The organism is Alloprevotella tannerae ATCC 51259, assembly GCF_000159995.1.
Lineage (GTDB): Bacteria > Bacteroidota > Bacteroidia > Bacteroidales > Bacteroidaceae > Alloprevotella > Alloprevotella tannerae.
The window spans coordinates 1,374,895-1,399,993 of sequence record NZ_GG700642.1 but is presented as its reverse complement, the minus strand read 5'-3'; the positions used below and the strand labels follow the sequence as shown (position 1 = coordinate 1,399,993).

The window sequence follows — 25,099 nt, the reverse complement described above, 5'->3', positions numbered from 1 at the left end:
ACAATGCAAGGCAAACGGGCCGATTTTTTCGTCTCCATACACCACGCAAATCTCCCCGCGGCCCACTTGCGCCGTGTACGCTCACGAGCGTACATTCGTTTCATCACGAGCGTAGACCTTTTTCATCACGAGCGTAAACCTTTTTTATCACGAGCGTAAACGGCGTTTTCTTGCTTTTGTTGGTTATAGATTTGATTATGAGGCGTTTTTTGTGTAGATTTAGATGGCGGTAAACGAGACTTTCGGATGCTGAAGCGCCCACTTGTCGACTTGCTTAGCGTTTGTGCGCGGCGTGCGCCCTTTCTTCTCTTTGGCTTGGCTATCTGAAGGGGTGCATCGCGGGATATGTGGGGTGAAAAAGGGTGGGGCAGGGTTGGCAATCAGTCGTTACGCATGCTGATAAAGGGATAGAAAGTAAACTTTCTGCTTGTTTCTACTCGCTACTTGCACTATCTTTGCATAAAGTAGGCGGCGTCTCGGCAATTAAGCAAGCTTATTGCGCTCGACTTGCACTACTTTTGCATAAGATAGGCGGCAAAGCGCACGCGAGCAAGCTTTCCGGCGCTTGACCTGCACTATCCGAATAAAAAGAAATACAATCAGACTTATGAAGTTTGCACTAATAGGCTATGGTAAAATGGGGCGGATGATCGAACAGATCGCGCTCAGCAGAGGACACGAGATCGTTTGCACTATAGATGTAGATAATCGAGAAGATTTCAGTACGGAGGCTTTCCGCTCTGCGGACGTTGCCATCGAATTTACAACGCCGACGGCGGCTTACGACAACTATGTGCGCGCTTTCCAAGAAGGTGTGAAGGTTGTGAGTGGATCTACGGGTTGGCAACGGGAGCATCAGGAAGACGTAATGCGACTGATTGATCAAGGAAATACGCTCTTCTGGGCGTCAAACTTTTCTGTGGGGGTTGCGCTCTTTAGTGCGGTCAACCGCTATCTGGCCGCGCTGATGAATAAGTTTGAGGCCTACGACGTGCGTATGGAGGAAACCCACCACGTGCACAAGTTGGACGCGCCGAGTGGGACGGCCATCACGCTGGCCGAAGACTTGCTCCAACGCCTTGACCGCAAGCACCGTTGGGTGTTGAACGAATTTCATAAAGCTGACGGCAGCGTGGAGCGGCAGCAGCACTTGGCGCCCGATACGCTGGCCGTAGACGCTTACCGGCGCGATGAAGTGCCCGGCACGCATACGATTGTCTACGATTCGCCGGCCGACAGCATCCGCATTACGCACGAAGCCCACAGCCGCGAAGGCTTTGCGCTCGGCGCAGTGATGGCGGCTGAATATACGGCCCGACATACGGGTTTGCTAACGATGAAAGACCTCTTTGATTTTTAACACATATAGTACGAAAATACGATGAAACCGACAAAAAAAGACCTCATTAAGTGTGTCGTTTATACGCTGCTCTACCTGCTCTTCCTGTATTGGGTGGAGAGTTTTTGGGGCTTGCTCGTCCTGCCTTTGATCTTCGACGCTTACATTACGAAGCGCATCAAATGGGGCTGGTGGAAGGAACTGAAAAATACGACGGCGCGCAAAGCTATGGGCTGGGTCGACGCGATCGTCTTTGCCTTGGTGGCCGTTTACTTTCTCAATCAATTTTTCTTTCAAAACTTCGTCATCCCTTCTTCTTCTTTGGAGAAGACGATGCTCACGGGCGATTACCTTTTAGTAAGTAAGCTTTCTTACGGACCGCGCATTCCGCAGACGCCACTCTCGATGCCGCTGGTGCAACATACGCTGCCGGTGCTCAATTGTCAGAGTTACATCAATTATCCCCATTGGGATTATCGGCGCGTGAAGGGCTTCGGACGCCCCGAACTGAACGACATCGTCGTATTCAATTATCCCTCGGGCGATACCGTGGCGGCCAATGCGCAGGATCAGGACTTCTATCGCTTGGTTTACCAGATCGGCGACCAATTGCTGACGCAACAGGGCGCTATGTCGCAACCTTTTTCGGCCACAATCAACGGCGGGCAGACGTATGAGACGCAGCAGGCGGCCTTTCGTCGCATCTATGCGGCCGGACGCGCCTTTATGGAGATGAATCAAGGCGAGACGGGACGCATTTTGTCGAGACCCGTTGACCGCAGAGAGAATTACGTGAAGCGCTGCGTCGGACTTCCGGGGCAAATGTTGCAAATTCGCCAAGGCCGTATCTACCTTGATGGCAAGGAAAATCCGCTTCCCGAAGAAGTGCAATTCTGCTACGAGGTGCAATTTAAGATGTTGCCGGCCGAAGATGAACGCAAGGACTTGGGCATCACGAACGAAGACCTCTCACAACCCGTACCTGAGAAGCAGTTGGCTTATTATATGCCGCTGACAAAAAGAGTGGTCGACTATTTCCGTCAACACAAAGAACTCGTAGCTTCGATTCGCCCCTTCGAACCTAAGGTGGATTGGCTCTATCCGCAAAACATGGTGAAGCGCTGGACGCCCTCCAATTACGGGCCGCTGTGGATTCCGAAAAAAGGCGCAAGCCTCAAGCTCACGCTCTACAACCTGCCGATCTATGAACGCCCCATTCGCGTCTACGAAGGCAATGATTTGCAGGTGAAAAATGGGAAAATCTACATCAACGGTAAGCAGACGGATACCTATCGCTTTAAGATGGACTACTACTGGATGATGGGCGATAACCGCGACAACTCTGCCGATTCGCGCTTCTGGGGCTTCGTGCCCGAAGACCACATCGTCGGGAAGCCGCTCCTCGTTTGGCTCTCGCTCGATAAGGATTATGGGCTCTTCGATGGGAAGATTCGATGGAATAGAATATTGAAGAACGTCTCGAAAATCCATTGATGGAAAATCAAGAGCACGACTTACACCAAAATATAAAAGGGCGGCCGCTTACCCGTGAAGCCGCCCTTTTATCGTCGCTGTACTTGGGGCCGGTGCAGTACTATTCCAAACTCTATGCTTGCGATGCCGTCGTCGAAGATCGCGGCGAACACTTTGAAAAGCAGAGTTTCCGCAATCGTATGTGCATTGCCGCCGCCGACGGACCGCTCGAACTGACCATCCCGATTGTCAGAGACGGCCGTATGCGGCAGCCGATGCGCGAAGTGCGCATCAGCGATCACGGCCGCTGGCAACATCTGCACTGGACGGCCTTGGTATCGGCTTATGAAAACAGTCCTTATTTTGAATATTACGCAGATGATTTTCGCCCCTTCTATGAAAAAACTTTTCATTATTTGGTCGACTTCAACGCGGCTTTGCAGCAGACGGTCTGCGACTTGCTCCAAATCTCTCCGAAGCGCGAGGTGGCGGACCATTATATAGATATTGTCCCGCCCGATTGCGTTGACTATCGCGCCTTGATTCACCCGAAGCGCTCTTGGACTGAAGATCCGCATTTTCGTCCGGCACCTTATTATCAGGTATTCCAAGATAGGTCGGGCTTTCTGCCGAATCTGAGCATCGTAGACCTGCTGTTCACGATGGGGCCTGAGGCTCGTTTGATCTTGCGTGCTTCTTTTTGCGCCGACAAGGCTCTCAACGTACTTAAATCTTGACGCTGCACGGGCGGAATTCTTCTTCGCGGGGCCTTTTTCCTTTCTTTATGTAGCGGTTTTGCAAGCGAAAGATTGCTGATAAGCGGCGAAAACCTTTCGTTATGACGTTGTGAGTAGAAATATTTACAGCTTTCTTTGCACAGATAAGCGTATTTTTCATTTTTAATCTGTAAATTTACACCGTTTCTTTAATCATAACCATTATGAGAGCATACAAAACCTTACTTCTCCTCTCTTTTTGCCTGCCCTTTTTGGCGGCACTTTTTTCCACTGAGGCACTGGCCCAGTCCTCTAACAGCGTAACGCTCACCACACGGCGCGAAATCGGTCACGAAATTGGTCTGCGGCTCAAAGGCGACCGCGAGACGTTTAGCTTTGAAGGCTTAGACGACGTCTGGGAAGACGAAGGCGTGTTTATCGGAAAGATAAGTTCGCAAACCATTACCGTCAAAGGCGAATTTAAAAGTTTCAACTGCACCGAGTGCGATGTGGACAGCTTTGTAATCAACGAGGCGCCAACCTTAGAGACTTTGATTCTCGACAAAAACAACCTGCAAAAAATCGACTTGAAGAAGTGCGATAAATTGACGTGGTTAAGTCTTATTCAAAATTACTTTACAGAACTTGATCTGAGTGAAAACCCGACGCTCAAGCGACTCTATTGTTCGTTCAACCAATTGGAGAAGTTAGACATTTCTCAGAATGGCTTGCTTTACCTATTTGATTGCTCTAACAATAACCTCGATACGCTCGACATTCGTCCGCTGAAGAACCTGTGGTATCTCTATTGTATGCAAAACAACTTGCGCCAATTGTACCTCCCCAGCGACGGACAACTGAAGAGTCTGCATTGCTATAACAACAAAATCAAGTACAGCAATATGACGCAGATGATGAACGACCTGCCTAACCGCAAGGGCACAACTTATTCTTGCCGCGTAGCCGTGTTTGATGACAATGCCGATCAAGTTGAGAAAAACCGCTGCTTGGATAGCGATGTTGCAATTGCCACCGATAAGAATTGGAGCGTAATTACGGCTAAAGGTTCACCCTATGCCGGTATAACTCCGCCCGATCCTACTTTGATTGTGAATCTCACCACCGAGCGTGAAATTGGTGATACTTTGCGTCTGACTTTCGATGCTGACGATGAACCGATACTTGAAGGACTTTCTATGCTCGACTATGTCAACAACCAACAGATCGACTGCCGCGTAACGGCTAATGAGATTAAAGTGAGCGGCGTTATTCGCGACTTGCGTGCCGACAGTTGCAGCTTGAAGACGATCAACTTTGAGCGCGCTGACAAGTTGCAACAACTGCGTTGCAAGGGCAATAAGTTGCAGCAAATGGATCTGACGGCTTGTAAGCACCTCACTTATCTTAATTGTGAGGACAACGCATTAGAGACGCTGACGCTTTATTCCGGCGTGCAGCTCGATACATTGCGCTGTGCCGGCAATCGTTTGAGCGCGTTGAAGACCGAGGCCGATACTGCTTTGCGCTACCTCGATTGCAGCCGCAATCAGCTTGAAACGCTCCAATTGGGCTCGCATCCAAATCTCACTTACCTTAACTTCTCAGAGAATAAGCTCAATGGCTTCACACTGAAGGCTGATAGCTGCGCGGCCTTGACAGACATCATCGCTTATGGCAACCACTTCAGTGCCGAGGCAACGCACAAATTTATGAACAGTTTGCCCGAATATGAGAAGAAAGACGGCCATCAGTTGATTTGGGTCGATTCTGAAGCTTATACACCCGAAGAAATGAATGCTTATGCGCAAGAAGACCTCGATGCAGCACACGCAAAGGGTTGGGAAGTGTATGATAACAAGGGTGGAAAGCCTGAGATTTTAGTTGTTACCGGCTTGCACAATATTGCCGTAGGTACTGCAAGTGCTTGGCAATTGCAAGTTACCGGCGAAGGTATACAAATCAGTGGCGCTCCTGCGCGCGCTACTTACCGCTTGAGCGATGAAGCCGGACGCTTACTGCAAAGCGGCTACACGGATGCTAACGGAAAAGCAAATGTAGCGTTCAAAGCCAACAAAGCGCGCGTTTATATCTTGACTGTAGGCCGCGAAAGTCTTAAGTTTATGATGCCCTGAGTAGACGCTCAGTAACCCTTTATATATTTGTAGCACCACTCCTGTCGTTGAAGATAGGAGTGGCGCTCTTTATCTGTTTACGACCCACGGAGAAAGACGCCCGCGCAGCGCCCACAATCCGCAAGCTTCCGCTATCTTTGCAGTTGTCGGCTACGCTGCCTCGCGGGTTTTTAAGGCGGAGAGGCGCGCGGCGCAGACGTGTCGGCGGCTTCGCCGCACGATCTATACAATATATATAATACGTCCTCAGCAACATGAACGAACAGATCCCTCTAAATAAACTTTGTCAATCCTCTACATCCGACTTGCAAGCGGCGGCCGAAGCCGGTGATGCGCTTGCGCAACGCGTTTTGGGTGAACGCTACGCTACCTTCGACGAGATTATTCCGCCGCAAGACGGCGAAGATCAGTTTTTGCCCACACTGCGAGCGGCTGAGCGCTGGCTGACGCTTGCGGCAGAGCAAGGCGATACTATGGCTATGCGCGAACTGGGCGATTTGCATAGTGGACTCTTAGGCGAGCAGGGTAACATCCAGACGGCGTGGCAATGGTATGAGCGGGCAGCTGCTGCCGGCGATGCCGCCGCACAAAACAGACTCGGCATACTTTGCGAGAATGGAATGGGGCGGCCGCGCGATTATGCAGCCGCGGCTCATTGGTATGAGTTGGCGGCCGCGAGCGGAGAGACCTTGGCGCGCTTTAATCTCGCCTTGTTGCTCAGCACCGGCCGCGGCCTACAGCAAGACGGCGAACGCGCCTTGCAACTCTTGGCTGAAGTGGCCGCTACGGGCGATGGAATGGGTGATTATTATATGGCCGAGTTGTTAGAAAAGGGCCGCGGCGTAGCGCGCGATCTGCCCGCTGCCATTCGCCATTATGAAGCTGCTCGCGCGAAAGGAGTCGATGAAGCCGTCTATGCTTTGGGGCGATTGTATTTCGCCGAAGGACAATTTACGGTTGCGCGCCCCTATCTTGAAGCTGCTCTCGGCTTAGGCGGCAACCTCACGCGTCAGGCCGACCGCCTCTTACAGCAAATGCCGCCTGCCGACTGAGGCATATATATATGGTGTAGACCGCTTGGCCATCCGCACTATTCTATTCAAGCGACTGAGGAGTAAGGCTTCTTTTTCGTTGGTTTTTAGGACTAACATAGACAGCGAATGTTGTCGCCCGGCCTCTCCGCCGTCGGCGAAGCTCTTCGGCTAACGCCGGAAAGCAGATGTGCGACACGTCAGTGCCATTACGCATCATAAGTTTACCGTTTATTATTACTATGACGTGCGGCGCTCCCCATTTTTGCTTTTAAGATGATAAATAGTGCAAGTCTACTTGGTAAAAAGCACTTATAAGTGCGAAAAAATGCGCAGTTCTACTTGACCTATCCGTGAGAATTAGCTAATTTTGGCCGCGAAACTATATTCATTCATTATAATAACAACCAGATGAGACACTTAAAGTTTGCCTTGTGGGTCATCGTTGCCGCTTTCGCTTCGTCTTGGCAGGCATCGGCCCAGGCTACGCAGCCACTCCCCAAGGACGCTGCGGTTAAGATGGGTACATTACCCAATGGCTTGACGTACTATGTGCGCAAAAACAGCCTACCGGAAAAACAAGCCTTTTTCTATATCGTACAGAAAGTTGGCTCAGTGCAAGAGAACGAGTCGCAGCGCGGCTTGGCGCACTTCTTGGAGCATATGTGCTTCAATGGTACGACCAATTTCCCCGGCAATGGCGTGATCGAAGCCTGCGAGCGCTTTGGCGTAAAGTTTGGCGAGAACATCAACGCCTATACGTCGACTGACGAGACCGTTTACAACATCGACAACGTTCCCGCTACGTCCGAAAATATCGAGACGTGCTTGAAGATTTTGCACGACTGGTCTAACAGTCTGTTGCTCGAGCCGGACGAGATTCAGAAAGAACGCGGCGTGATTCACGAAGAGTGGCGTATGCGCAGTTCAGCTCAGCAACGTATTCTCAATAACAACTTAGAGAAGCTCTATCCGGGCAGTCGTTATGCACGTCGTATGCCGATCGGCTTGATGAGCATCGTAGACAATTTCACGCCCGACACGCTTCGCGCATACTACCACAAATGGTATCGCCCGGATCTGCAGGCAGTAGTTGTTGTGGGCGACATCGACGTAGATCAGATGGTTGCTAAGATCAAAGAAATCTTCAGCCCGATCCAAAACCCGAAGAACGAGGCTAAGTATGAGGACTATCCGGTGCCTTCTACGATGAAGCCTATCTATGTTGTCGACAAAGACAAGGAGCAAGGCCAAGCCGTTATTCAGGCTATGTTCAAGCACGACCCGATGCCGAAAGAATATCGCAACACGGCCGCTTACGTAATTACTGAAGGACTCACGGATATCATGACAAGCGCGCTCAACGCACGCCTCAATGAGTTGTCGCAAAGCCCCGATTGCCCCTTCGTAGGTGCTTATGTCGACGACGGCAATTACCTCATGAGTAAAACGATGAAAGCCTTCACGCTCATCGTTGTGCCGAAGCCGGGTAAGGACACAGAAGCCTTCCGCGTAGCTTTTGAAGAGTTGCAACGTGCACGCCAATTTGGCTTGACGGCAACGGAAATCGATCGTGCTTACAATGAGATGGTCAGCCAGTTTGAGCGCATTTACAACAATCGCGATAAGCAACGCAGCCCTTATTTCATTCAGCAGTATGTACACAACTTCCTCGATGGCACGCCGATGATGTCTATCGAAGATAGCTACAACTTTATGAAGATGGTTGGTCAGCAACTGAAACAGGCCGGTGCGCTTACTGAGGGTTGCAATAGCATCTTGAAAGAATATACGGCTTCTACTGACAGCAACTTCGTTGTGCTCGCTATGTGTCCGGATAAGGCCGGCATCGCTGTGCCTACTGAAGCGCAGTTGGCTGACGCAGTGAAAGCTGCACTTAGTGCAAAACTGACGGCTTACGTTGACAACGTTAAGAACGAACCGCTCATCGCGAAGCTTCCGAAGAAGGGAAAGATTGTTAAGACTGAAAAGTCCGACTTTGGCTATACTTGCTGGACGCTTTCCAACGGCGCAAAGGTTTACTATCGTCAAACGGACTTCAATGAAAGTCAAGTCTTGATGCAGGCACGCAGCTTCGGTGGCTTGTCTTATGCAAAGGTTAACTCTAAGGCTGACCTCTTCAATGTGCGCAATGCGTCTACATTCATTGAGCAATGTGGTCTCGGCAGCTTCTCTGCAACCGAGCTTGATAAGGCCTTGGCCGGCAAGCAGGCTTCCGTGTCAGCATATATCGACCGCGAATCAGAAGGACTCGATGGCAACGCTACGCCGAAAGACCTCCGCACGCTCTTCGAATTGACTTACCTCAAGTTTACCAACCCTGGTAGCGACCGCAAGGCGTTCAACAACTATGTTGAGTCTATGAAGACGCAGCTCGCTAACGTTGAGGCTGTGCCCGAAATGGCTTTCAGAGACTCTGTATCATCTACGATCTACAATCACGATCCCCGCGTGAAGATCTATAAGTCTGCCGACTATGATATGGCCAACTTCGACCAGATGCGCGCCTTCTATCGCGAGCGTTTCAAGTCGCCTTCTGACTTCAACTTCTATTTCACCGGCAACTTCAATGTAGATTCGCTCAAGCAATTTGCTGAAATCTATTTGGCTTCTATTCCTTCTGCAGGCAAGCGCGAAGTACTCAAAGATTACGGTCTCCACAAGGCTACCGGCATCGTAGACAATCGCTTCACGCGTGCAATGGAGACGCCGAAGGGCAACATCATTCAGGTTATCTGGGGTGAAAATCCTTACACGATGAAAGAATCGGCTACGGTTGACGCCCTCGGCGAAGTGCTTACGCAACGTTACCTGAAGAGCATCCGCGAAGAAGGCTCTATGGCTTACAGTGTAGGTGCACAAGGTGAAGCTTCTTACGGTTCGAAAGAAGAATATCTGATCTATGTATCCTGCCCCGTGAAGCCGGCTAAGGCTGATTCCGCTCTCTATCTTATCGACTTGGGATTGAAAGAAGTGGCTAAAGATGGTTGCACGAAAGAAGAATTGGATAAGATCAAGCAGTTTAATCTTAAGAACTATGCCGACAACCAGAAGGTCAACAGCTATTGGGCTAGCTTGATCCGCAGCAAAACGCTTTGGAATAAAGACCTCCATACGGGTTATGAAGCTGTCATCAATGGCTTGTCTTCTGATGATCTTAAGAACTTCGTGAACAATGTTGTTCTGAAAAAGCTCAATCGTCTTACGATTACGATGCTTCCGGCATCTCTTAAAGAATAAGCATTGCCGATCATTTCAGCTTCAGTCCTAACGATAAACGACTGATCCGCTGATTTCCTATAAAGCTACGGCCCGCCTGCAACCAAAGCAGGCGGGACGTAAGCGTATTAAGTCATTTCTCATCAAGCGCCTTTACAAGGCTGTGTGGGATGTTTTTTTCGTGCCGTAACCTCTTAGGGTTGGTCGTTTACGCTTTCTTCCGACAGACATTCGCTTGTTTTGAAAGACCAACCCTATGGGGTTGACAATTTTACTATGCTCCGAGGCAGTGTTGACGTTGCACGTCAACACTGCCCTACCAAAAGACTAACCCCGATGGGGTTATTTGTGGACGAAAGTGCGCGATAGTTGACGATTTTAGGCGTGCAAATGTTAGCCTCATATTTATATTATGTCAAAGGTAACACAAAATTAAACCGACAAAACTACACCCTCAAAAACAACCCCTTAGGGTTGGTCGTTTACACTTTCTTCCGGCGGAAATTCGTTTGTTTTGAAAGACCGACCCTATGGGGTTGTCAATTTTACTATGCTCCGAGGCAGTGTTGACGCACAGCGTCAACGCTGCCCTACCAAAAGACTAACCCTAAGGGGTTATTTGTGACAGAAGACGCGCGATAGTTGGCGATTTTAGGCGGCAATTTTTAGCCGCATATTTATATTATATCAAATGTAATACCAGACAAAACCGTCAATGCCCACACCCGCAACACAACCCCCTAGGGTTGGCCTTTTGGCAGGGCAGGGTTAAGGTGCGAAGCGGCTTAACCCTGCCACAATGCGCCGCAATGTGCAACCCCTTAGGGTTGGTCTTTCAAAACCATCCGCATATAGGCGTGTAAATACACAGATAAACCCAAACCACCAAAGCTCACATCCGCAATAGCAAGCCCTTAGGCTTGGTCTTTTGGCAGGGCAGGCATTGGAGCGAAGCGACAACCCTGCCACAATCCGCTGCAAAAATGCAACCCCTTAGGGTTGGTCTCTCAAAATATCCGCATATAGCCGTTTGAACATGCTGATAAATCAAACCACCAAAGCCCACCCCTGCGCCACAAGCCCTTAGGCTTGGTCTTTTGGCAGGGCAGGCGTTGGAGCGGAGCGACAACCCTGCCACAATCCGCCGCAATGTGCAACCCCTTAGGGTTGGTCTTTCAAAATATCCGCGGATTGGCTTATTATCAATGGATTGTATCGCATTTTGTCGACTCGTCGGAAATGCTTACCTTTGCATTCGCAAGAGCGAGGAGCGCTCTTGGTTCAATTATTCACCAATTAAATCTATACCACAATGATTAAATTCGTTATCAGAGCGAAGAAAAATCCGCTCAAGAGAGACCAAGTGAAATTTTATCCGCAGATGGCGCCGGGCGTGGCCGTGATGTTGCGCACGATTGTCGGGCGCATCGAGAAGCGTTCGGGCGTATCTTCTGCCTCCGTCAAGGCGGTATTGGATGCCCTGCAATATGAGATTCTCCAAACACTCTCCGATGGTAATTCGGTTCGCTTAGGAGATCTCGGTTCTTTTCGCCTGACGATGCACGGCGAGGGCGCGTCGACGGCGAAAGAGGCAAAGGAAAAAGGGGCGAATCTCATTAAGCGCGTAAGCGTGCGGTTTACGAAAAGTAGTACGATGCGCATGGTTCTTGACAAGCGCAACTTAATCTTCGGTGCGCAAGACGATATCCGGAATGTGAAGTAAGTGAAGAGGAGGCACAGTGTAGTGCCGGCAAAAAATTACATTAAGCAAAGGCCGCGTTTTCACCCGATGAAAGCGCGGTTTTTTCGTACTTTGACAAAAATGGGCCGTTTTTCGGTCGCGCAGGGATAGGGATTGGTTAAACTATCACCTATGATCGGAAAAAGTTTCTTAGGTGAAAGTTGAAACGATCTTATAGGAGAATTAAAATTGTCTTATAAGAAAGTTTCAACGATCATAGGTGATAGTTTGGCGAGGGTGCGGAGATGAGTGAATCGGAGTGCATAAGGCGGTGTTGTTTTGTAGCTGAATCTTCGATGAAACCGTGCTTTTTTGAACTTTTTCTCCGTTTTTAGATTACTTTTTTGCGCGTTCTCGTAAAAGTGTGAAGCGCCCTTTACTCGTAAAACGGCGTGTTTTTGAAAGACCAACCCTACGGGGTTGCCATTAAACCCTTGATTCGTGGCAGCGTTGACGCTGTGCGTCAACACTGCCCTACCAAAAGACTAACCCCGATGGGGTTAATGGCGAGTGAAAGTGCGCGAAAATGATCTGATTTTAAGCGGAAAGTTGGAGCGTTCACAGGTGCGACCGGTTGCAATGCGGTTATTCGTGAGTGAAAAAATGCGGTATTTTTGCCGATTTCATCGATGATATCGGGTATTTTGGTATGTATCTTGGATGGGGATGCAGTTGTTTTTGGACGAGGTTAGGTAGGTATTATATGATTTCAGGCGGACAATCAGCCGTTCCTCACAGTAAGTTTATAAGATCGGACGATAAGGTAAAACACATAAAGACAAGCCCTTAGGCTTGGTCATTTGGCAGGGCAGGTGTTGGAGCGGAGCGACAACCCTGCCATAGTGTGTCGCGAGAGGGCAACCCCTTAGGGTTGGTCTTTCAAGGTTTGCCGCGTATATAAATTGGGGCGTTTTTTAAAGACCAACCCTACGGGGTTGCCATTAAACCCTTGATTCGTGGCAGCGTTGACGCTATGCGTCAACGCTGCCCTGCCAAAAGACTAACCCCGATGGGGTTAGTGGCGAGTGAAGTTGTGCGGAAATGATGCGATTTTAGGCGGGAAATGGGTGCATGAATAGGTGCGAGGTGGCGGCGATGCGCTTATTTATGGAGGAGGTCGCGTAGGGAGTATGTGATTTTAGGCAGAAAAGTATCTCATTCATAATTGCCATTGGTTGCAATGGAGTATTGGCGGGCAAGGTTGTGTGGGCATTATATGATTTTAAGCGGGAAATCGGCCATATCCCGCAGCAAGTTTACTTGGTCATGTGAGATAAAAAGCACACAAAGCAAGCCCTTAGGCTTGGTCTTTTGGCAGAGCAGGGTTAAAGTGCATAGCGCTTTAACCCTGTTTAATGGATCACGCCGTTTTGCAACCCCTTAGGGTTGGTCTTTCAAGGTTTGCTGCGTGTATGAATCGGCGTGTTTTTGAAAGACCAACCCTACGGGGTTGTCATTGAACCCTTTATTCGTGGTAGCGTTGACGCCGAGCGTCAACACTGCCCTGCCAAAAGACTAACCCCAATGGGGTTATTGGCAAGTGAAAGTGCGCAGAAATGATATGATTTTAAGCGGAAAGTTGGCGCGTTCATAGGTGCGACCGGTTGCAATGCGGTTATTCGTGAGTGAAAAAATGCGGTATTTTTGCCGATTTCATCGATGATATCGGGTATTTTGGTATGTATCTTGGACGGGGATGCGGTTGTCTTTGGGCGAGGTTAGGTAGGTATTATATGATTTTAGGCGGACAATCGGTCGTTCCTCATAGCAAGTTTATAAGATCGGGCGGTAGGGTAAAACACATAAAGGCAAGCCCTTAGGCTTGGTCCTTTGGCAGGGCAGGTGTTGGAGCAAAGCGACAACCCTGCCATAGTGTGTCGCGAGAGGGCAACCCCTTAGGGTTGGTCTTTTAGCTCTCGCCGTAGTAAATATAACGTGAGTTCGATGAATTATAAGTGCCTATAAATTTGGTGATTAGCGAAATTTGTTGTAATTTTAAGGTGTTGATATACATAGAATTACAAACAAAAATCGCTATGATCACCGAAGTCAAAATTTTTCACTTCGTTCAAGGAAACTCCTGAGATATTTTGTATGGCAGACGACTTCTGCAAGTTTTTTGATGCTATGACGGCAAAATATGCGCTAAAACCTACCGGGAAAAGAAAATATCATCGAAGTTCCACGATGTCAAAGGCAGAAGTTATGCTGATAATGATTCTTTTCCACGACTCCGGTTATCGCTGCTTTAAACATTTCTATCTTGAAAAAGTATGTAAGCATCTTCGCCATCTCTTTCCCAATGTTGTTTCTTATAACCGTTTAGTAGAATTGGAAAGGGAGGTAGCCGTCCCCTTAACCTTGTTTATCAAGAAGGTCCTCTTGGACAAATGCACGGGCATAAGCTTTGTTGACAGTACACCATTGCGTGTCTGCAAAAACCAGAGAATACATATTCACAAAGTTTTTAAAGGCATAGCCCAAAGAGGAAAATGCTCTATGGGTTGGTTCTTCGGTTTCAAGTTGCATTTGATTTGCAATGAGAAAGGAGAACTTCTCAACTTTATGATAACGCCGGGAGATATTGATGACCGTAAGCCTTTGGAGTACAAAGCATTCATAGATTTTATATATGGTAGGCTGTTCGGTGACAAGGGGTACATCAGCAAGAACCTCTTTCAAAGGCTTTTCGTTGACGGAATACAACTTATTATCAAATTGAAAAGTAACATGAAAGGAGCTTTAATGAGTGTTTCAGACAGACTTTTACTCAGAAAAAGAGCCATTATAGAAACGGTGAATGATGAACTTAAGAACATTGCACAAGTGGAGCACTCCAGGCATAGATGCTTTGACAATTTCATCGTCAACTTATTAGGTGCCATTGCTGCCTATTGCTTGTTCCCAAAGAAGCCATGCATCAATGTACAAAGGACCATTGATACACAGCTTACTTTGTTCTGAATTCGTCGAACTCACGTTATAATAATGGCTTACAGAAATATTTTGTGTGCAGTATTGCCAACACGTACAATATAAATACCCTTTGATGGCATTTGCAGGGTGTGTGAGGCTGTAAGATAACCTTGCGCTAACGTTGCGCCTGCTATGCTGCAAACAGAGTAACGAACGGGAGAAGCGAGCCTTCCCGGCAGTTCGATGACCAATTTGCCGTCTTTTCCGTACACCTTGTATTGCTCGCTGTTGCCCATCTTAGGCACCACTATTCCTGTTGGGAACTTGTCCGTCTCAATGATGTTCGTGAAATAGTTCCAGCCGAAAGCCTGACGATATTTTTCTCCCGAGCCAATGGGAACGTAGAGAGGAGTTTCCTTTGGAGTATACCCATAAAATGGTCCCTCTCCCGGATTGGGTATATCTTCGGAGCAATAAGGAGGGTTGGGAGAGAGCGAATATATTTTCTTTACATATTTCCAACAAGCACAGCTCCCTCCACCCAAGTATTCCAACGAAGCAGGGAAAATAATAGAGTCAACTGCACAATAATAAAAAGCATCGTTTTCTATACGCTTCAAACCTTCAGGCAAGTCAATTGGTTTAAGCATTACGTTACTTCCGAAAGCATAGGCTTCTATTACTGTTACACCCCTTGGTATATTCACTTTTTCCAATAAAGGGCAATCATACGCAAAAGCATTGGGTATAGTGGTGACACTTTCTGGGATTTTAATCTCTTGCAATTTGAGACACAGTGAAAAGGTATATTCGGACAATTCTTTAAGGGTACTTGGTAATATTGCTTTTTTTAAGTCAGAACCCTCAAAAGCAAATCCTTTGATATACTCCAATCCCTCCGGGAAGTTTGCCTCTTCCACTCTCGTGTTATAGAAAGCTGCGCCTTCGATGGTTTTAAGTGTAGAGGGCAACACTAATTTCTTGAAGCATTGGCAATTTACAAAGCATTGTAGTGGAATAGACGTAACCCCTTCCGGAATAACCAATGGGTCGGTACTCAACCAATGACAATTCGAGAAAGAAGAGCGTCCGAATTTTCTTAGGCTTTTGGGAAGGTTTATTTGTTCCAATTTCATTCGCGAGAAAGCAAAGTCTCCTATTTCCTGAATTCCCTCAGGAAGAATGATGCGGCGGAGTGGGAGGTAAATCACCCCCTGATACGCCCTCGGGTCATCAACGAACTGCCTATCAACCTTATAAAGTGCACGCGTAGGTATCTTATTGTTTTCTATCTGCGCATGCTCCAAGTTCAGCACAGTAAGTTTCCCTTCAAAGCTACATTTCCACATGGTTGTAAAATCTGCTTCATTGATGGGACCGTACACAATCAAAGAGTCTATCGTGTTCCACTTGTCGCCCAGAACTTGTTCCAGTTGTCCATACTTGCTCACGTGTGCATCGAAGTAATTGTCTTGTCCATACACTTTGTGTGAACAGAACAATACAAAAGGTAGCAATAAAAGTATTATTCTTTTCATGATTGTAATGTTTTAGTGTACGTTGTCAAACAAAAGTGCACAACTGCAAATCTAGTTATTTACTCTGATATTTCATTGTTTTATTATCAAAAATTCTTTTGTTGATTGAATTTTGCTTTATTATTTCTCTTATCTTTTTGATTTTCTCCCCTTGCTCTAAATATACGTCTCTAGGTGTAAGATTATCCAACGATTCATGAAACCTCCTCTCATTATAGTATTTCACCCACCCATCGATAGCATTTTCCAAAGAAGCCGTGCATCAATCTCAATAGAACTTTGGACACACAACTTACGTTGTTCTAAATTCGTCGAACTCACGTTATGTTAGGCAGGGTTAAAGCGGTACTCGCTTTAACCCTGCCTAACTAAAAAATGAACCCGATGAGGTTATTTGCGGGTGTACTTGTGGAAAAGTTAGGCGGAAGAGTTGGAAAATTGGACGCTTGCCGTAACTAACTGCACAAGGCGGAGGCCCAGTCAGACTACTACAATTTCGCTACGGCCGCCGACGGGGAGTTTGCGCACTTGTATTTGCGGCGAAATCTGCCGGCGGATTTGATCTGTGTGACTAATGACGCCTACTTTTCGCCCTTCTATCGTCTCAAGATTGCTCAAAGCTTCCATCACTAAGTTGAGCGAAGCCTGATCAAGATTGCCGAAGCCCTCATCTATAAACAAGCTGCCGATAGATAAATTGTGCGCCGACAGCGAAGCCAAGCCCAAGGCCAAAGCCAAACAGACGACAAAGGTTTCGCCGCCCGAAAGTGAGGAAACGTAACGACGTTCGTCAAACATATCGCGATCTTCGATCTCCAGCGTGAGTGTGCCCGGAATGTTGACCAAGCGGTAGCGCGCTGATAGGTGAGATAGGTGATGGTTGGCCTGCGCTACGAGCAAGCGGAAGGTATAACTTTGCGCCAATTCGCGGAATTTCTTACCCGTACTGCTTCCTAAGAGATCGTCTAAGCGACCCCATTCGGTCGCATCTTCTTCCAGTTGGCGCAAGGCCTCGTGGCGCTTTGCGGCGGCCGCTTCACTATCATAATGAGCCTTGAGGCGCGACTGCAATTGTAGGAGTTCGGCAGACAAGGTTTCGTCGCGCTGCTGCAAATCTTGCAAGTGCGCTTGCAAGGCCTCGGGACTTTCTTCTCCCTCTCCTGAAGGGTGTCCGGGAAGCGCTTTGAGTCGTATAAAATCCTCACGCGCCTTGTCGGCATTATGGGCCGCCAAGAGGCAGGCTTCATCGCGACGGGCTATTTCGGCGCGGATCGCATTCCAATCGGTGGTGTCCGTGAAGAGTATTTCCATCTCGCTAAATTGCGTCGGCGTATGCGTGCCGTTGAACTTCAGAATCCACAAGTCCATCTCCGAACTCTTGCGGTTGTATTCTTGGCGGCCGGCCTCAAGCGCCTGTTCTACGTTTTCGTGTCGCCCATCCAAGCGGTTCAAACGGTCGTTGGCTTCGGCCAATCGTGCAATGCAAGTTTGCGTTTCTTGCTGCGTCTTGCGAATAAATGCGTTGAGGCGGGCCTCCAATTCGGCCGGCGTGTCCTTGCCCACAAGCCTACGCATCTCCTCCTGCATATCCGACAATTCGTTGCGCTGCATAGAGAGTTCGTTGACCGTATCTTCCAATTGGCGGTTGGCTTCTGCCTCGGCTTCTTCCACGCTTTTCAACTCCTCGCCCAACTGGAAAGTGCGCTGCGCCTTTTCTTCGAGCTTGTTCGTCGTATAGAGCCATTCGTCATAGAGACTCACGATGCGGCGACGGAAATTTTCGGCATTGTGTTTCCACTCCGAGAACCAGCCCGACAGCGTGATTATTTCATCAAGATCGACATAGAGCGCCTCCGTTGTACGCTCGGATTTACGCAAACGCGCCTGCACATCTTCTAAAGAGCCCATACGCACCTGCCGCTCCGTTTTGAGTGCGCCAAGTCGGCTTGCCGTTTCGCGCACTTGATTCTCTAAGCGCTCCACTTCTATCGTCAGGCGGTCGATAAAGCCTTGGTGGAAGTTGAAAGTCTTGAGCGTGACGTCATCTTCTTCAGCCGCTCGCTGCGTATTCTCCAAGAGCAGTTCTATCATCATTGTGCGTGCCTGCCGATTGACCGTTGGCGAGCAATCTTTAAAAGAATTGTCGAGCGCAGCAAAAGTCTGCCATTCCTCCTCATCAGCCTTTTGCTTGGCTTCTAAGGAAGCAAAGTAATTGCGCTCCAAAGTCAGTTCGCTCTCCGCCCGCGCCATTTGCAGGCGCAAGTCATCTAATTGGCGGAGTTTGGCGTCGGCCAAATCGCAGGCCTCATTATAATCGGTTCCCAAATTGGATATCAATTCACCCAATTCGCGCTCCGTCTCCGTATGATAAGGGTGATGCGTCGCGCCGCAAACGGGACAAGGCGCCCCTTCGCGCAAGTCGTGGCGCAAGATTTCGATGTTCTCACTATTGCTCAAGATATAAGCTTGTCGGCGGCGCTCTCGCAAATCGTGTGCTGTGGCGGCCTCGGTCTCCAATCGCTCCAAAGACTTCTTAAGCTGGTCGAGGTTTGTCGCATCACGGGCAATCTTAGCTCGCCGCTCATCTAACTCCTCATAGCCATTAGCGATACGCGTCCATAAACGCGCCGCGTGGCGCAAACCATTGGCCCGATTGCTTTCTTCTGCCAATTTTTGCTGGAGTTGTGCGCCGTTCAAACCCTTATTCGCCTGACGGTGCATTAGCAATTCGCTCTTTTGCACACTGAGCGCGGACTCTTTTTCGTTCTGTTCCTTTTCTGTCTCTTCAAGTTTGCCGGAAATATCCCTCAAAATGCGCTGCAACTTCTCTGTCGCATTGAGGTTCTCCGCGTGCTGCGCAGTCTCGCTGTCGAAAGAATTGAGTTTGTCCTTGATCAACTCAATCTTATCAAACATCACGCGGTGCGTAGAGAGCGCCTGATACCTCACTTGCAGTTCCTGTTCCTCCTTATGCTCCATCTCAATGGTCGCCAGTTTGGCGGCGTGAGCTTCACATTGCCGATGCAGCTGCACTTCGGCCTGCGTCTTACGATGCTCCAAGCGCTTGATGGTCTCCTCTTTACCGGTAATCTCTCCACTGAGTTGGCGTCCGCGATTGATGCCGGGCAATTGTTGCTGCAGTTGCGCTAAAGCGGCTGCCTCCTGTTCGCGGGCCGTATCGAGAGCCGCCGAAGCGGCTTGTACCGTCTTCTTTGCTTCTGTGCGTTCGCCATACAGCGCCTCACCTTGCCGCTGCAATTGGTCCACGTCAGAACGACGCAGAACGATGTCGCGATAGAGTTGCTGCACGGGTTGCAATTCATCAAAACGACGCAGACGCAACTGGTCTGTGCGCATCGCCTCTCTGGCTCGCCGCGCTTGGAGATCAGCCTCTTCGAGTTGCTTGACCTTAGCCTCTGCCGCAGCAAAGTCGACCAACCAATTGATTTGCGACTTTACCATCTCCTGCTCACTGCACAATTGTTTTTCAGACAAGGTCAGGCGGTTCACGTCGGTCTCCAGATCTTCCAATTCTTCAGGCGTGAGCCGATTATGCAGAATGCCTTCGATGTGGCTTTCTTCTGTTTTGACGCGGGCAGTAGCTGCGGCCGCTTTCTCGTGGATACGCATCGAGATACGGCCGTAGATTTCCGTGCCCGTCAGCTTCTCGAGTAAAGCCGACTTTTCTTCTTTGCACGCTTTGAGGAAGGAGGCGAAACTATTTTGAGCCAGCATAACGGTGCGTGAGAACTGCATATAATCTAAACCGACTACGCGGTTGATTTCTTCTTGGATCTCTGCGTTGCGCCCATCGAAGCTTTTCTTTTTCGGGGCAATTTGGCGAAAGGAACGCGCCACGGTATCATAATTGCCCGTCCGCTTTTTGCGGCAAGACCACTCGGCTTCGTAGCGAGCGCCGTCGGGGGTAGAAAATTCGACAAGAGCGGAAGCCTCCTTTTGTCCGCGGCGCATAATGTTGCGAACGTCGTCAGTCTGAATGCCTTTGACGGTAGAATCCGTCGCAAGGGCTTCGCTGTTCATCTTTTCCACGCCGTCCAAACGAGGCGCTCGCCCGTAGAGGGCCAAGCAAATGGCGTCGAGCAGTGTAGACTTACCCGCTCCCGTATCGCCTGTGATGGCAAAGAGTCCGGCTGAGCGCAAAGGCTCTGTGGTAAAGTCTATCGTCTGAAGGCCTTCAAAGGAAGTCAGATTGTTGAGCGTTACTTTATCTATTTTCATCGTAGTCTGCAAGTAGTGATATTGTCGGCAATAATCTTATTGATCAGCGTGGCGATCGGTAATGACGTCTTCGGCAGCCTCTGCGAAGCGCGTTTGTAAAGCTTCGGGAAGGGGCTTACCGTATTTATCTTGAAAAACTTGTTGGGCCAATTCGAGCGGCGTCGTGGTGGTTACGTTGACAACGTCGGGCATCGAGCGCTCAGTACCGGTCACTTCGGGCTGCTCGCGCAGAATGCGGCAGAAGCGTACGGCTTTGGTCTGCAAGGCCGTCGTGACATCGTGTAAAAACTGCGGTTCTGGCTGCTCTTCTTTTACGCGAAGTTCGAGATAAGGCCAGCCGAGCCCTTCATCATCTTTTTCTCGACGCGGCAAGCGACTGATGAGTTCCAAAACCTCGCCGGCCGATGCTGCGCCCTTTTCAGGGATTGACTTCAATTGGCGTAAGGGCGTGTAAGTGAGTCGAGATACGCCGGCCCGTCCTTCCTCATCAAGCTCTATGAGTTGGGCGCCGTGGTCATAATATTTTTCCGAAAAGGACATAGGCAGTATACTGCCGGCATAAAAGGTGCGTTTGCGCACCTCCTGCGCCCGATGAATGTGGCCTAAAGCGATATATGCCGCATCGCGACCGGCTACGTCGCCTTCGACGCGGTCTTGCCCGCCAACGACAAGGCGCTCGCTGTGCTCCGTCTCGCTCAAGCGGGCATCGGCCGCATAATAATGGGCTAAGGGAATAACGGGTAGGCCTCGGAAGTCGCTCTTGCGCAGGTGCTTCCATAGCTGCTCAAAATAATAGTGCAGGCCTTCTTCCTGTGTCATTCCGGCCGGATAATCGCCGGAACGCAGATAAGGTACAGCAAAGCAAACGATTTCCGCCTCATTATTGTCGCGCCGACTCAAAGGGAGAATCAGGCGGTCGAAATCGGGCGTGCCGTCGGGCAGGCGTTCGATCGTGCCGCGCACATATATATTATGAAGATACAACAAGCCGGCCGGTGCTTCGAGGCGTGCGCCGGAATCGTGGTTGCCGGCAATCACAACGATTTGCAGTCCGCTCACCTCCTCGGCTGCCGTGCAGAGAAAGCGGAAAAACATCTTTTCGGCCTCGGCCGAAGGATTGGGATGATCGAAGACGTCGCCGGCAATGAGCAAGACGTCGGGCTGCTGCTCCGCAAGCGTCTGCCGCAACCAAGCAAGGTAGTGCTTAAATTCGGCTTCGCGATCATAACCGTAGAAGGCATTGCCCAAATGCCAATCGGCCGTATGTAGCAACTTCATAGTTGTCGTTCTTTTTATTTTGCGCAAAATTACTTAAAGGGGCGTAATAACGGACAGAAAAAGAACACTTTTCTTTGCCCGACCGCATAGGTGGTGCGAAGAAAAGTGTGAGAGAATTGTCGGAGCGCCACGATGCTGTGCCGCACGAACAAGTGCAAGGAAAGAAAGACGCGTGGGGTTGGCGATGCTTAGTTGACGTATTACCTCAACCGTTGTCAACACACATCGCCAACCATCACGCTACTCACTCATTATTACTAACCATTAAATCATTACTTTACTACTTTTTTGCCGTTGATAATATATATACCCTTCGGCAGGTCTTCTACTTTACCGTCAAGCTTCGCGCCGCTGAGTGTATAGATGCCCTGCTTGGTAGCAGTGTCGATCGTCGGCGTGTCGATGCCGGCCGGGTCTCTTGTGATTACAATCTTGCTCTTTACTTTTTCTCCATTGAGCACTACAGCGTGCGCTGATTCGTCGAATCTTGCCCCCGAGGGTTGCGTGATGTTGCTATATTCCAGTGTGAGTGAAGCGAAGTCGCAGATAGAACCATCTTTTCCTTCTGCTGTTACCGTAGCATTCCTGATAAGTAACTTTTCGTTTGAACCATCCCGTCCTGCAATGCCGTATGCTCCGCTCTCAGCGTTCACGGTGCAGTTGTTGATGGTGAGGTTGGTTTCATTTGCAAAGACAGCACAGTCTGTCTGGCTCTTCACATTGAGTGTGCCGCCGCCGGTAAGGGTCAACGGATGAGTGAAGCTGAGCGTTGAGTTTTCTTTAGTAGTCAGGCTGTTTGTGCCAATGAGCTCTATCGTTAAGCCATCGATGTGCGAAACGATGGCATTTGTGGCTGTTGAACTGATGATGGCATCCTTCAGCGTAAGAACTTTATTGGTTGGGTCATACTTCACCGTTCCGCTTACTCCGTCAAAAATGGTGAGGTCGCCGCAGTTGTCGAAAGTTACATCATTGCCGACAATCTGAAGATCGTAGATATTTGGCGCAATAACCAGCTTACCTTTTACGCGCTCACCATTGACTACTACGGTCTTCCTTGATTCATCAAATACTGCCCCCTCAGGTTGGATGATGCCGCAACCTTTCATCGTAAGGTGGGTGAAATCTTCGATAGTACCCTGCTTTCCATCGATGGTTACTTTTGCCTCCTTAATGATGAGGCTTTCCGGTTTATCATCATTTCTCGCTAAGAATCCATACTCCCCTTTGAGGTTCACGTTACAATTCTCTATGGTTATGTCAGCCGTATTAGAATAGACAGCACAAATAGTCTCGCTCACCACATTCAGTGTGGCTCCTTCGCCGGTGATAGTCAGCGCCTCGGTAATGCCCATGGTCGCTCCCGATGAACTGAGATTGTTAGTGCCGATAAGTTTGATGGTCAAGCCATCTGTACGCGATACAAGCGCTTGTTCTTTGCCTGCATTAATGGTCGCATTTTCTAGCGTAAGAATTTTCTGCGAAGGATCGTATCTTACCGTTCCGCTCACGCCAGGAATCACAGAAAGGTTGTTGCAGTTGTCTGAGGTTACCTGCTTGCCGGCAATCTCGAGATTGTACTTGGTCTGCGCCTGTGCCGGCTTCGGCAGGGCAAACATCGCGATGAACAGCGCGACGATTGCCGCATAGCTGTGTTTAAGTAAATGTTGTTTCATAATATATATGCCTCCCTGTTGAAACTCCTTTCGAAGTAACGCCGTATCGGAGGCTCGGGCGTTTGTGGTTGTTAAAAATGAATTGCTTATTTACTTTTTAGAATTTTAGAATGACACTTCTTACACGCATATATGTTGCCTTAGCGCCTCACTCCCATAATTCGTCCAACCATTGGCAAAACTTGCATCGCTTCGCCGGCAATCTTTTTGTTGTTTCTTCAGCGTGCGAGGTATATTCATCTTTTCGGCGATCCAATTCTGCGTTGACAATATCTCTGATTGTTTCCAAAAAATCCAATCGATCCGCCAAGAAACGCTGAGTGGCTGCTCGCTGTTCTTGTAATTTCTTTCTCGATTGTTTTCTTTTTTCGTTCTCAGTCATAGATTTTTATCTTTCACACTGCAAAGTTCGGACGTTTTACCCCTAACCGACTTGCTCTAATCGGACAAAAATATGCTCTAATCGGACATTTTTCATTTTCCCCGACTTGCTCTAATCGGACATGGGGTATACCTTAAATCGCTGATAATGAACAAAAGTAGTCTCAAAAACGCATCACATGTGAATAAATGTGAAAGAGTAAATTCGGCCCTTGCCTTATTTTTCTCGAACTTTTTTTTGCTTCAAATGTCCACCATTTTATGATCTTGAAAACAGGAGACAATTTCCCAACAAAAATGAGCAATCATAAGCCCGCCCGCGCCCCCGTTCGCTCATCTTCACTTCGCGAACGCTTGAAAGCGGATAAGGTGTTTAATATGCATATATTCAACTATTTACATTTCTTTGAGCGCACACAAAAGCCCCCAAATAAGTTTGAAAAACAGACTCATACAACAACTCATTCGCCTCAAAATCGGATCGAAAAACCTGAAAAATTCCTCCTCCATTGATAATATCCTCTGCTTTCACCCCAAAAATTACACGCAGAAAACGACAAAAAAGCGCAAAAAACGGCGGTTTCATCGCAGATTTATGGATAAAACACCGTCCAAACCTCCCCGCCGCAACACACTCCGCACCGCCGCCAAACTTTCCCCTATGATCCGAAAAATTCTCCTATAAGACAATTTTAATTCTCCTATAAGACTCTTCAAACTTTCACCTAAGACAATTTTTACGATCATAGGAGAAAGTTGGAATGATCCTTAGCCTTGTGTGAAAGATCAACCGCCCATTTTCGACAAAACACGAAAAAAACCGCGCTTTCATCGGTTGAAAACGCGGCCTTTATTAAATGTAATTTTTTGCCGGCACTAAGTTGTGCCGCCATCTTTACCTACTTCGCATTCCGGATATCGTCTTGCGCACCGAAGATTAAGTTGCGCTTGTCGAGAGCCATACGCATCGTACTGCTTTTCGTGAACCGCACGCTCACGCGCTTAATGAGATTCGCGCCTTTTTCCTTTGCCTCTTTCGCCGTCGACGCGCCTTCGCCGTGCATCGTCAGGCGAAAAGAGCCGAGATCACCTAAGCGAACCGAATTACCATCGGAGAGTGTTTGAAGAATCTCATATTGCAGGGCATCCAACACCGCCTTGACGGAGGCAGAAGATACGCCCGAACGCTTCTCGATGCGCCCGACAATCGTAGGTAGCATTACGGGCACGCCCGGCGCCATCTGGGGATAAAATTTCACTTGATCTCTCTTGAGCGGATTTTTCTTCGCTCTGATAACGAATTTAATCATTGTTGGTATAGATTTAATTGGTGAATAATTAAGCCAAGAGCGCTCCTCGCCCTTGCGTATGCAAAGGTAAGCATTTCCGTCGAGTCGAC

Annotated in this window: 15 protein-coding genes; 8 read left to right on the top strand and 7 right to left on the bottom strand. The window is 48.7% G+C overall.

The window, feature by feature from the left end:
* The first annotated feature begins 607 nt into the window (after positions 1-607).
* From dapB to GCWU000325_RS05865, 8 genes are all read left to right on the top strand, one after another.
* Positions 608-1,360 (top strand): 4-hydroxy-tetrahydrodipicolinate reductase, encoded by a 753-nt coding sequence (gene dapB / locus GCWU000325_RS05905; RefSeq protein WP_006255361.1) that lies wholly within the window; start codon positions 608-610, stop codon positions 1,358-1,360.
* A 21-nt stretch (positions 1,361-1,381) separates the two neighbouring features.
* A complete protein-coding gene (locus tag GCWU000325_RS05900; protein ID WP_006255360.1) occupies positions 1,382-2,833 on the top strand; it encodes a S26 family signal peptidase in 1,452 nt (483 codons plus the stop codon).
* Positions 2,833-3,549: a WbqC family protein gene (locus GCWU000325_RS05895; RefSeq protein WP_006255359.1), complete on the top strand. Its 717-nt coding sequence runs from the start codon at positions 2,833-2,835 to the stop codon at positions 3,547-3,549. Before GCWU000325_RS05900 ends, GCWU000325_RS05895 begins: the two co-directional genes overlap by 1 nt.
* 203 nt (positions 3,550-3,752) lie before the next feature.
* On the top strand, positions 3,753-5,660 hold the full coding sequence (locus GCWU000325_RS05890) for a leucine-rich repeat domain-containing protein (protein WP_006255357.1): 1,908 nt from the start codon (positions 3,753-3,755) through the stop codon (positions 5,658-5,660).
* 254 nt (positions 5,661-5,914) lie between these two features.
* A complete protein-coding gene (locus GCWU000325_RS05880) occupies positions 5,915-6,712 on the top strand; it encodes a tetratricopeptide repeat protein (RefSeq protein WP_006255355.1) in 798 nt (265 codons plus the stop codon).
* 390 nt (positions 6,713-7,102) lie between these two features.
* On the top strand, positions 7,103-9,952 hold the full coding sequence (locus GCWU000325_RS05875; protein WP_006255353.1) for a M16 family metallopeptidase: 2,850 nt from the start codon (positions 7,103-7,105) through the stop codon (positions 9,950-9,952).
* 1,291 nt (positions 9,953-11,243) lie between these two features.
* A complete protein-coding gene (locus GCWU000325_RS05870; protein WP_006255349.1) occupies positions 11,244-11,654 on the top strand; it encodes an HU family DNA-binding protein in 411 nt (136 codons plus the stop codon).
* A gap of 2,112 nt (positions 11,655-13,766) precedes the next feature.
* Entirely contained in the window at positions 13,767-14,636 is an 870-nt protein-coding gene (locus GCWU000325_RS05865; protein WP_006255343.1) for an IS982 family transposase, read from the top strand.
* 29 nt (positions 14,637-14,665) lie between these two features.
* Here GCWU000325_RS05865 and GCWU000325_RS05860 read toward each other — a convergent pair whose 3' ends face one another.
* The 7 genes from GCWU000325_RS05860 to GCWU000325_RS05825 all read right to left on the bottom strand — a co-directional run bounded on the left by GCWU000325_RS05860 (position 14,666) and on the right by GCWU000325_RS05825 (position 25,010).
* Positions 14,666-16,126, bottom strand: coding sequence for a leucine-rich repeat domain-containing protein (locus GCWU000325_RS05860; protein WP_006255342.1), 1,461 nt, complete (start codon positions 16,124-16,126; stop codon positions 14,666-14,668).
* Positions 16,127-16,181: 55 nt separating this feature from the next.
* Positions 16,182-16,376, bottom strand: a complete 195-nt coding sequence (locus tag GCWU000325_RS05855) for a hypothetical protein (RefSeq protein WP_006255341.1) — start codon at positions 16,374-16,376, stop codon at positions 16,182-16,184.
* A 230-nt stretch (positions 16,377-16,606) separates the two neighbouring features.
* Positions 16,607-20,365 (bottom strand): AAA family ATPase, encoded by a 3,759-nt coding sequence (locus GCWU000325_RS05850; RefSeq protein WP_006255340.1) that lies wholly within the window; start codon positions 20,363-20,365, stop codon positions 16,607-16,609.
* Between the two features lie 36 nt (positions 20,366-20,401).
* Entirely contained in the window at positions 20,402-21,643 is a 1,242-nt protein-coding gene (locus GCWU000325_RS05845) for an exonuclease SbcCD subunit D (RefSeq protein ID WP_006255339.1), read from the bottom strand.
* A 272-nt stretch (positions 21,644-21,915) separates the two neighbouring features.
* A complete protein-coding gene (locus GCWU000325_RS05840; protein WP_006255338.1) occupies positions 21,916-23,319 on the bottom strand; it encodes a hypothetical protein in 1,404 nt (467 codons plus the stop codon).
* Between the two features lie 148 nt (positions 23,320-23,467).
* Positions 23,468-23,701 carry a hypothetical protein gene (locus GCWU000325_RS05835; protein ID WP_006255337.1) on the bottom strand — a complete coding sequence of 78 codons (234 nt, stop codon included), beginning with the start codon at positions 23,699-23,701 and terminating at the stop codon, positions 23,468-23,470.
* Between the two features lie 898 nt (positions 23,702-24,599).
* The gene (locus GCWU000325_RS05825; protein WP_006255333.1) at positions 24,600-25,010 is read right to left on the bottom strand and encodes an HU family DNA-binding protein; all 411 of its coding nucleotides are present in this window, start codon (positions 25,008-25,010) and stop codon (positions 24,600-24,602) included.
* Between the last annotated feature and the right edge of the window lie 89 nt (positions 25,011-25,099).

Excerpts from the sequence above, each read along its gene's own strand:
- dapB (WP_006255361.1), top strand. The coding sequence starts at position 608 with ATGAAGTTTGCACTAATAGGCTATGGTAAAATGGGGCGGATGATCGAA.
- GCWU000325_RS05900 (WP_006255360.1), top strand. The coding sequence starts at position 1,382 with ATGAAACCGACAAAAAAAGACCTCATTAAGTGTGTCGTTTATACGCTG.
- GCWU000325_RS05895 (WP_006255359.1), top strand. The coding sequence starts at position 2,833 with ATGGAAAATCAAGAGCACGACTTACACCAAAATATAAAAGGGCGGCCG.
- GCWU000325_RS05890 (WP_006255357.1), top strand. The coding sequence starts at position 3,753 with ATGAGAGCATACAAAACCTTACTTCTCCTCTCTTTTTGCCTGCCCTTT.
- GCWU000325_RS05880 (WP_006255355.1), top strand. The coding sequence starts at position 5,915 with ATGAACGAACAGATCCCTCTAAATAAACTTTGTCAATCCTCTACATCC.
- GCWU000325_RS05875 (WP_006255353.1), top strand. The coding sequence starts at position 7,103 with ATGAGACACTTAAAGTTTGCCTTGTGGGTCATCGTTGCCGCTTTCGCT.
- GCWU000325_RS05870 (WP_006255349.1), top strand. The coding sequence starts at position 11,244 with ATGATTAAATTCGTTATCAGAGCGAAGAAAAATCCGCTCAAGAGAGAC.
- GCWU000325_RS05865 (WP_006255343.1), top strand. The coding sequence starts at position 13,767 with ATGGCAGACGACTTCTGCAAGTTTTTTGATGCTATGACGGCAAAATAT.
- GCWU000325_RS05860 (WP_006255342.1), bottom strand. The coding sequence starts at position 16,126 with ATGAAAAGAATAATACTTTTATTGCTACCTTTTGTATTGTTCTGTTCA.
- GCWU000325_RS05850 (WP_006255340.1), bottom strand. The coding sequence starts at position 20,365 with ATGAAAATAGATAAAGTAACGCTCAACAATCTGACTTCCTTTGAAGGC.
- GCWU000325_RS05845 (WP_006255339.1), bottom strand. The coding sequence starts at position 21,643 with ATGAAGTTGCTACATACGGCCGATTGGCATTTGGGCAATGCCTTCTAC.
- GCWU000325_RS05840 (WP_006255338.1), bottom strand. The coding sequence starts at position 23,319 with ATGAAACAACATTTACTTAAACACAGCTATGCGGCAATCGTCGCGCTG.
- GCWU000325_RS05835 (WP_006255337.1), bottom strand. The coding sequence starts at position 23,701 with ATGACTGAGAACGAAAAAAGAAAACAATCGAGAAAGAAATTACAAGAA.
- GCWU000325_RS05825 (WP_006255333.1), bottom strand. The coding sequence starts at position 25,010 with ATGATTAAATTCGTTATCAGAGCGAAGAAAAATCCGCTCAAGAGAGAT.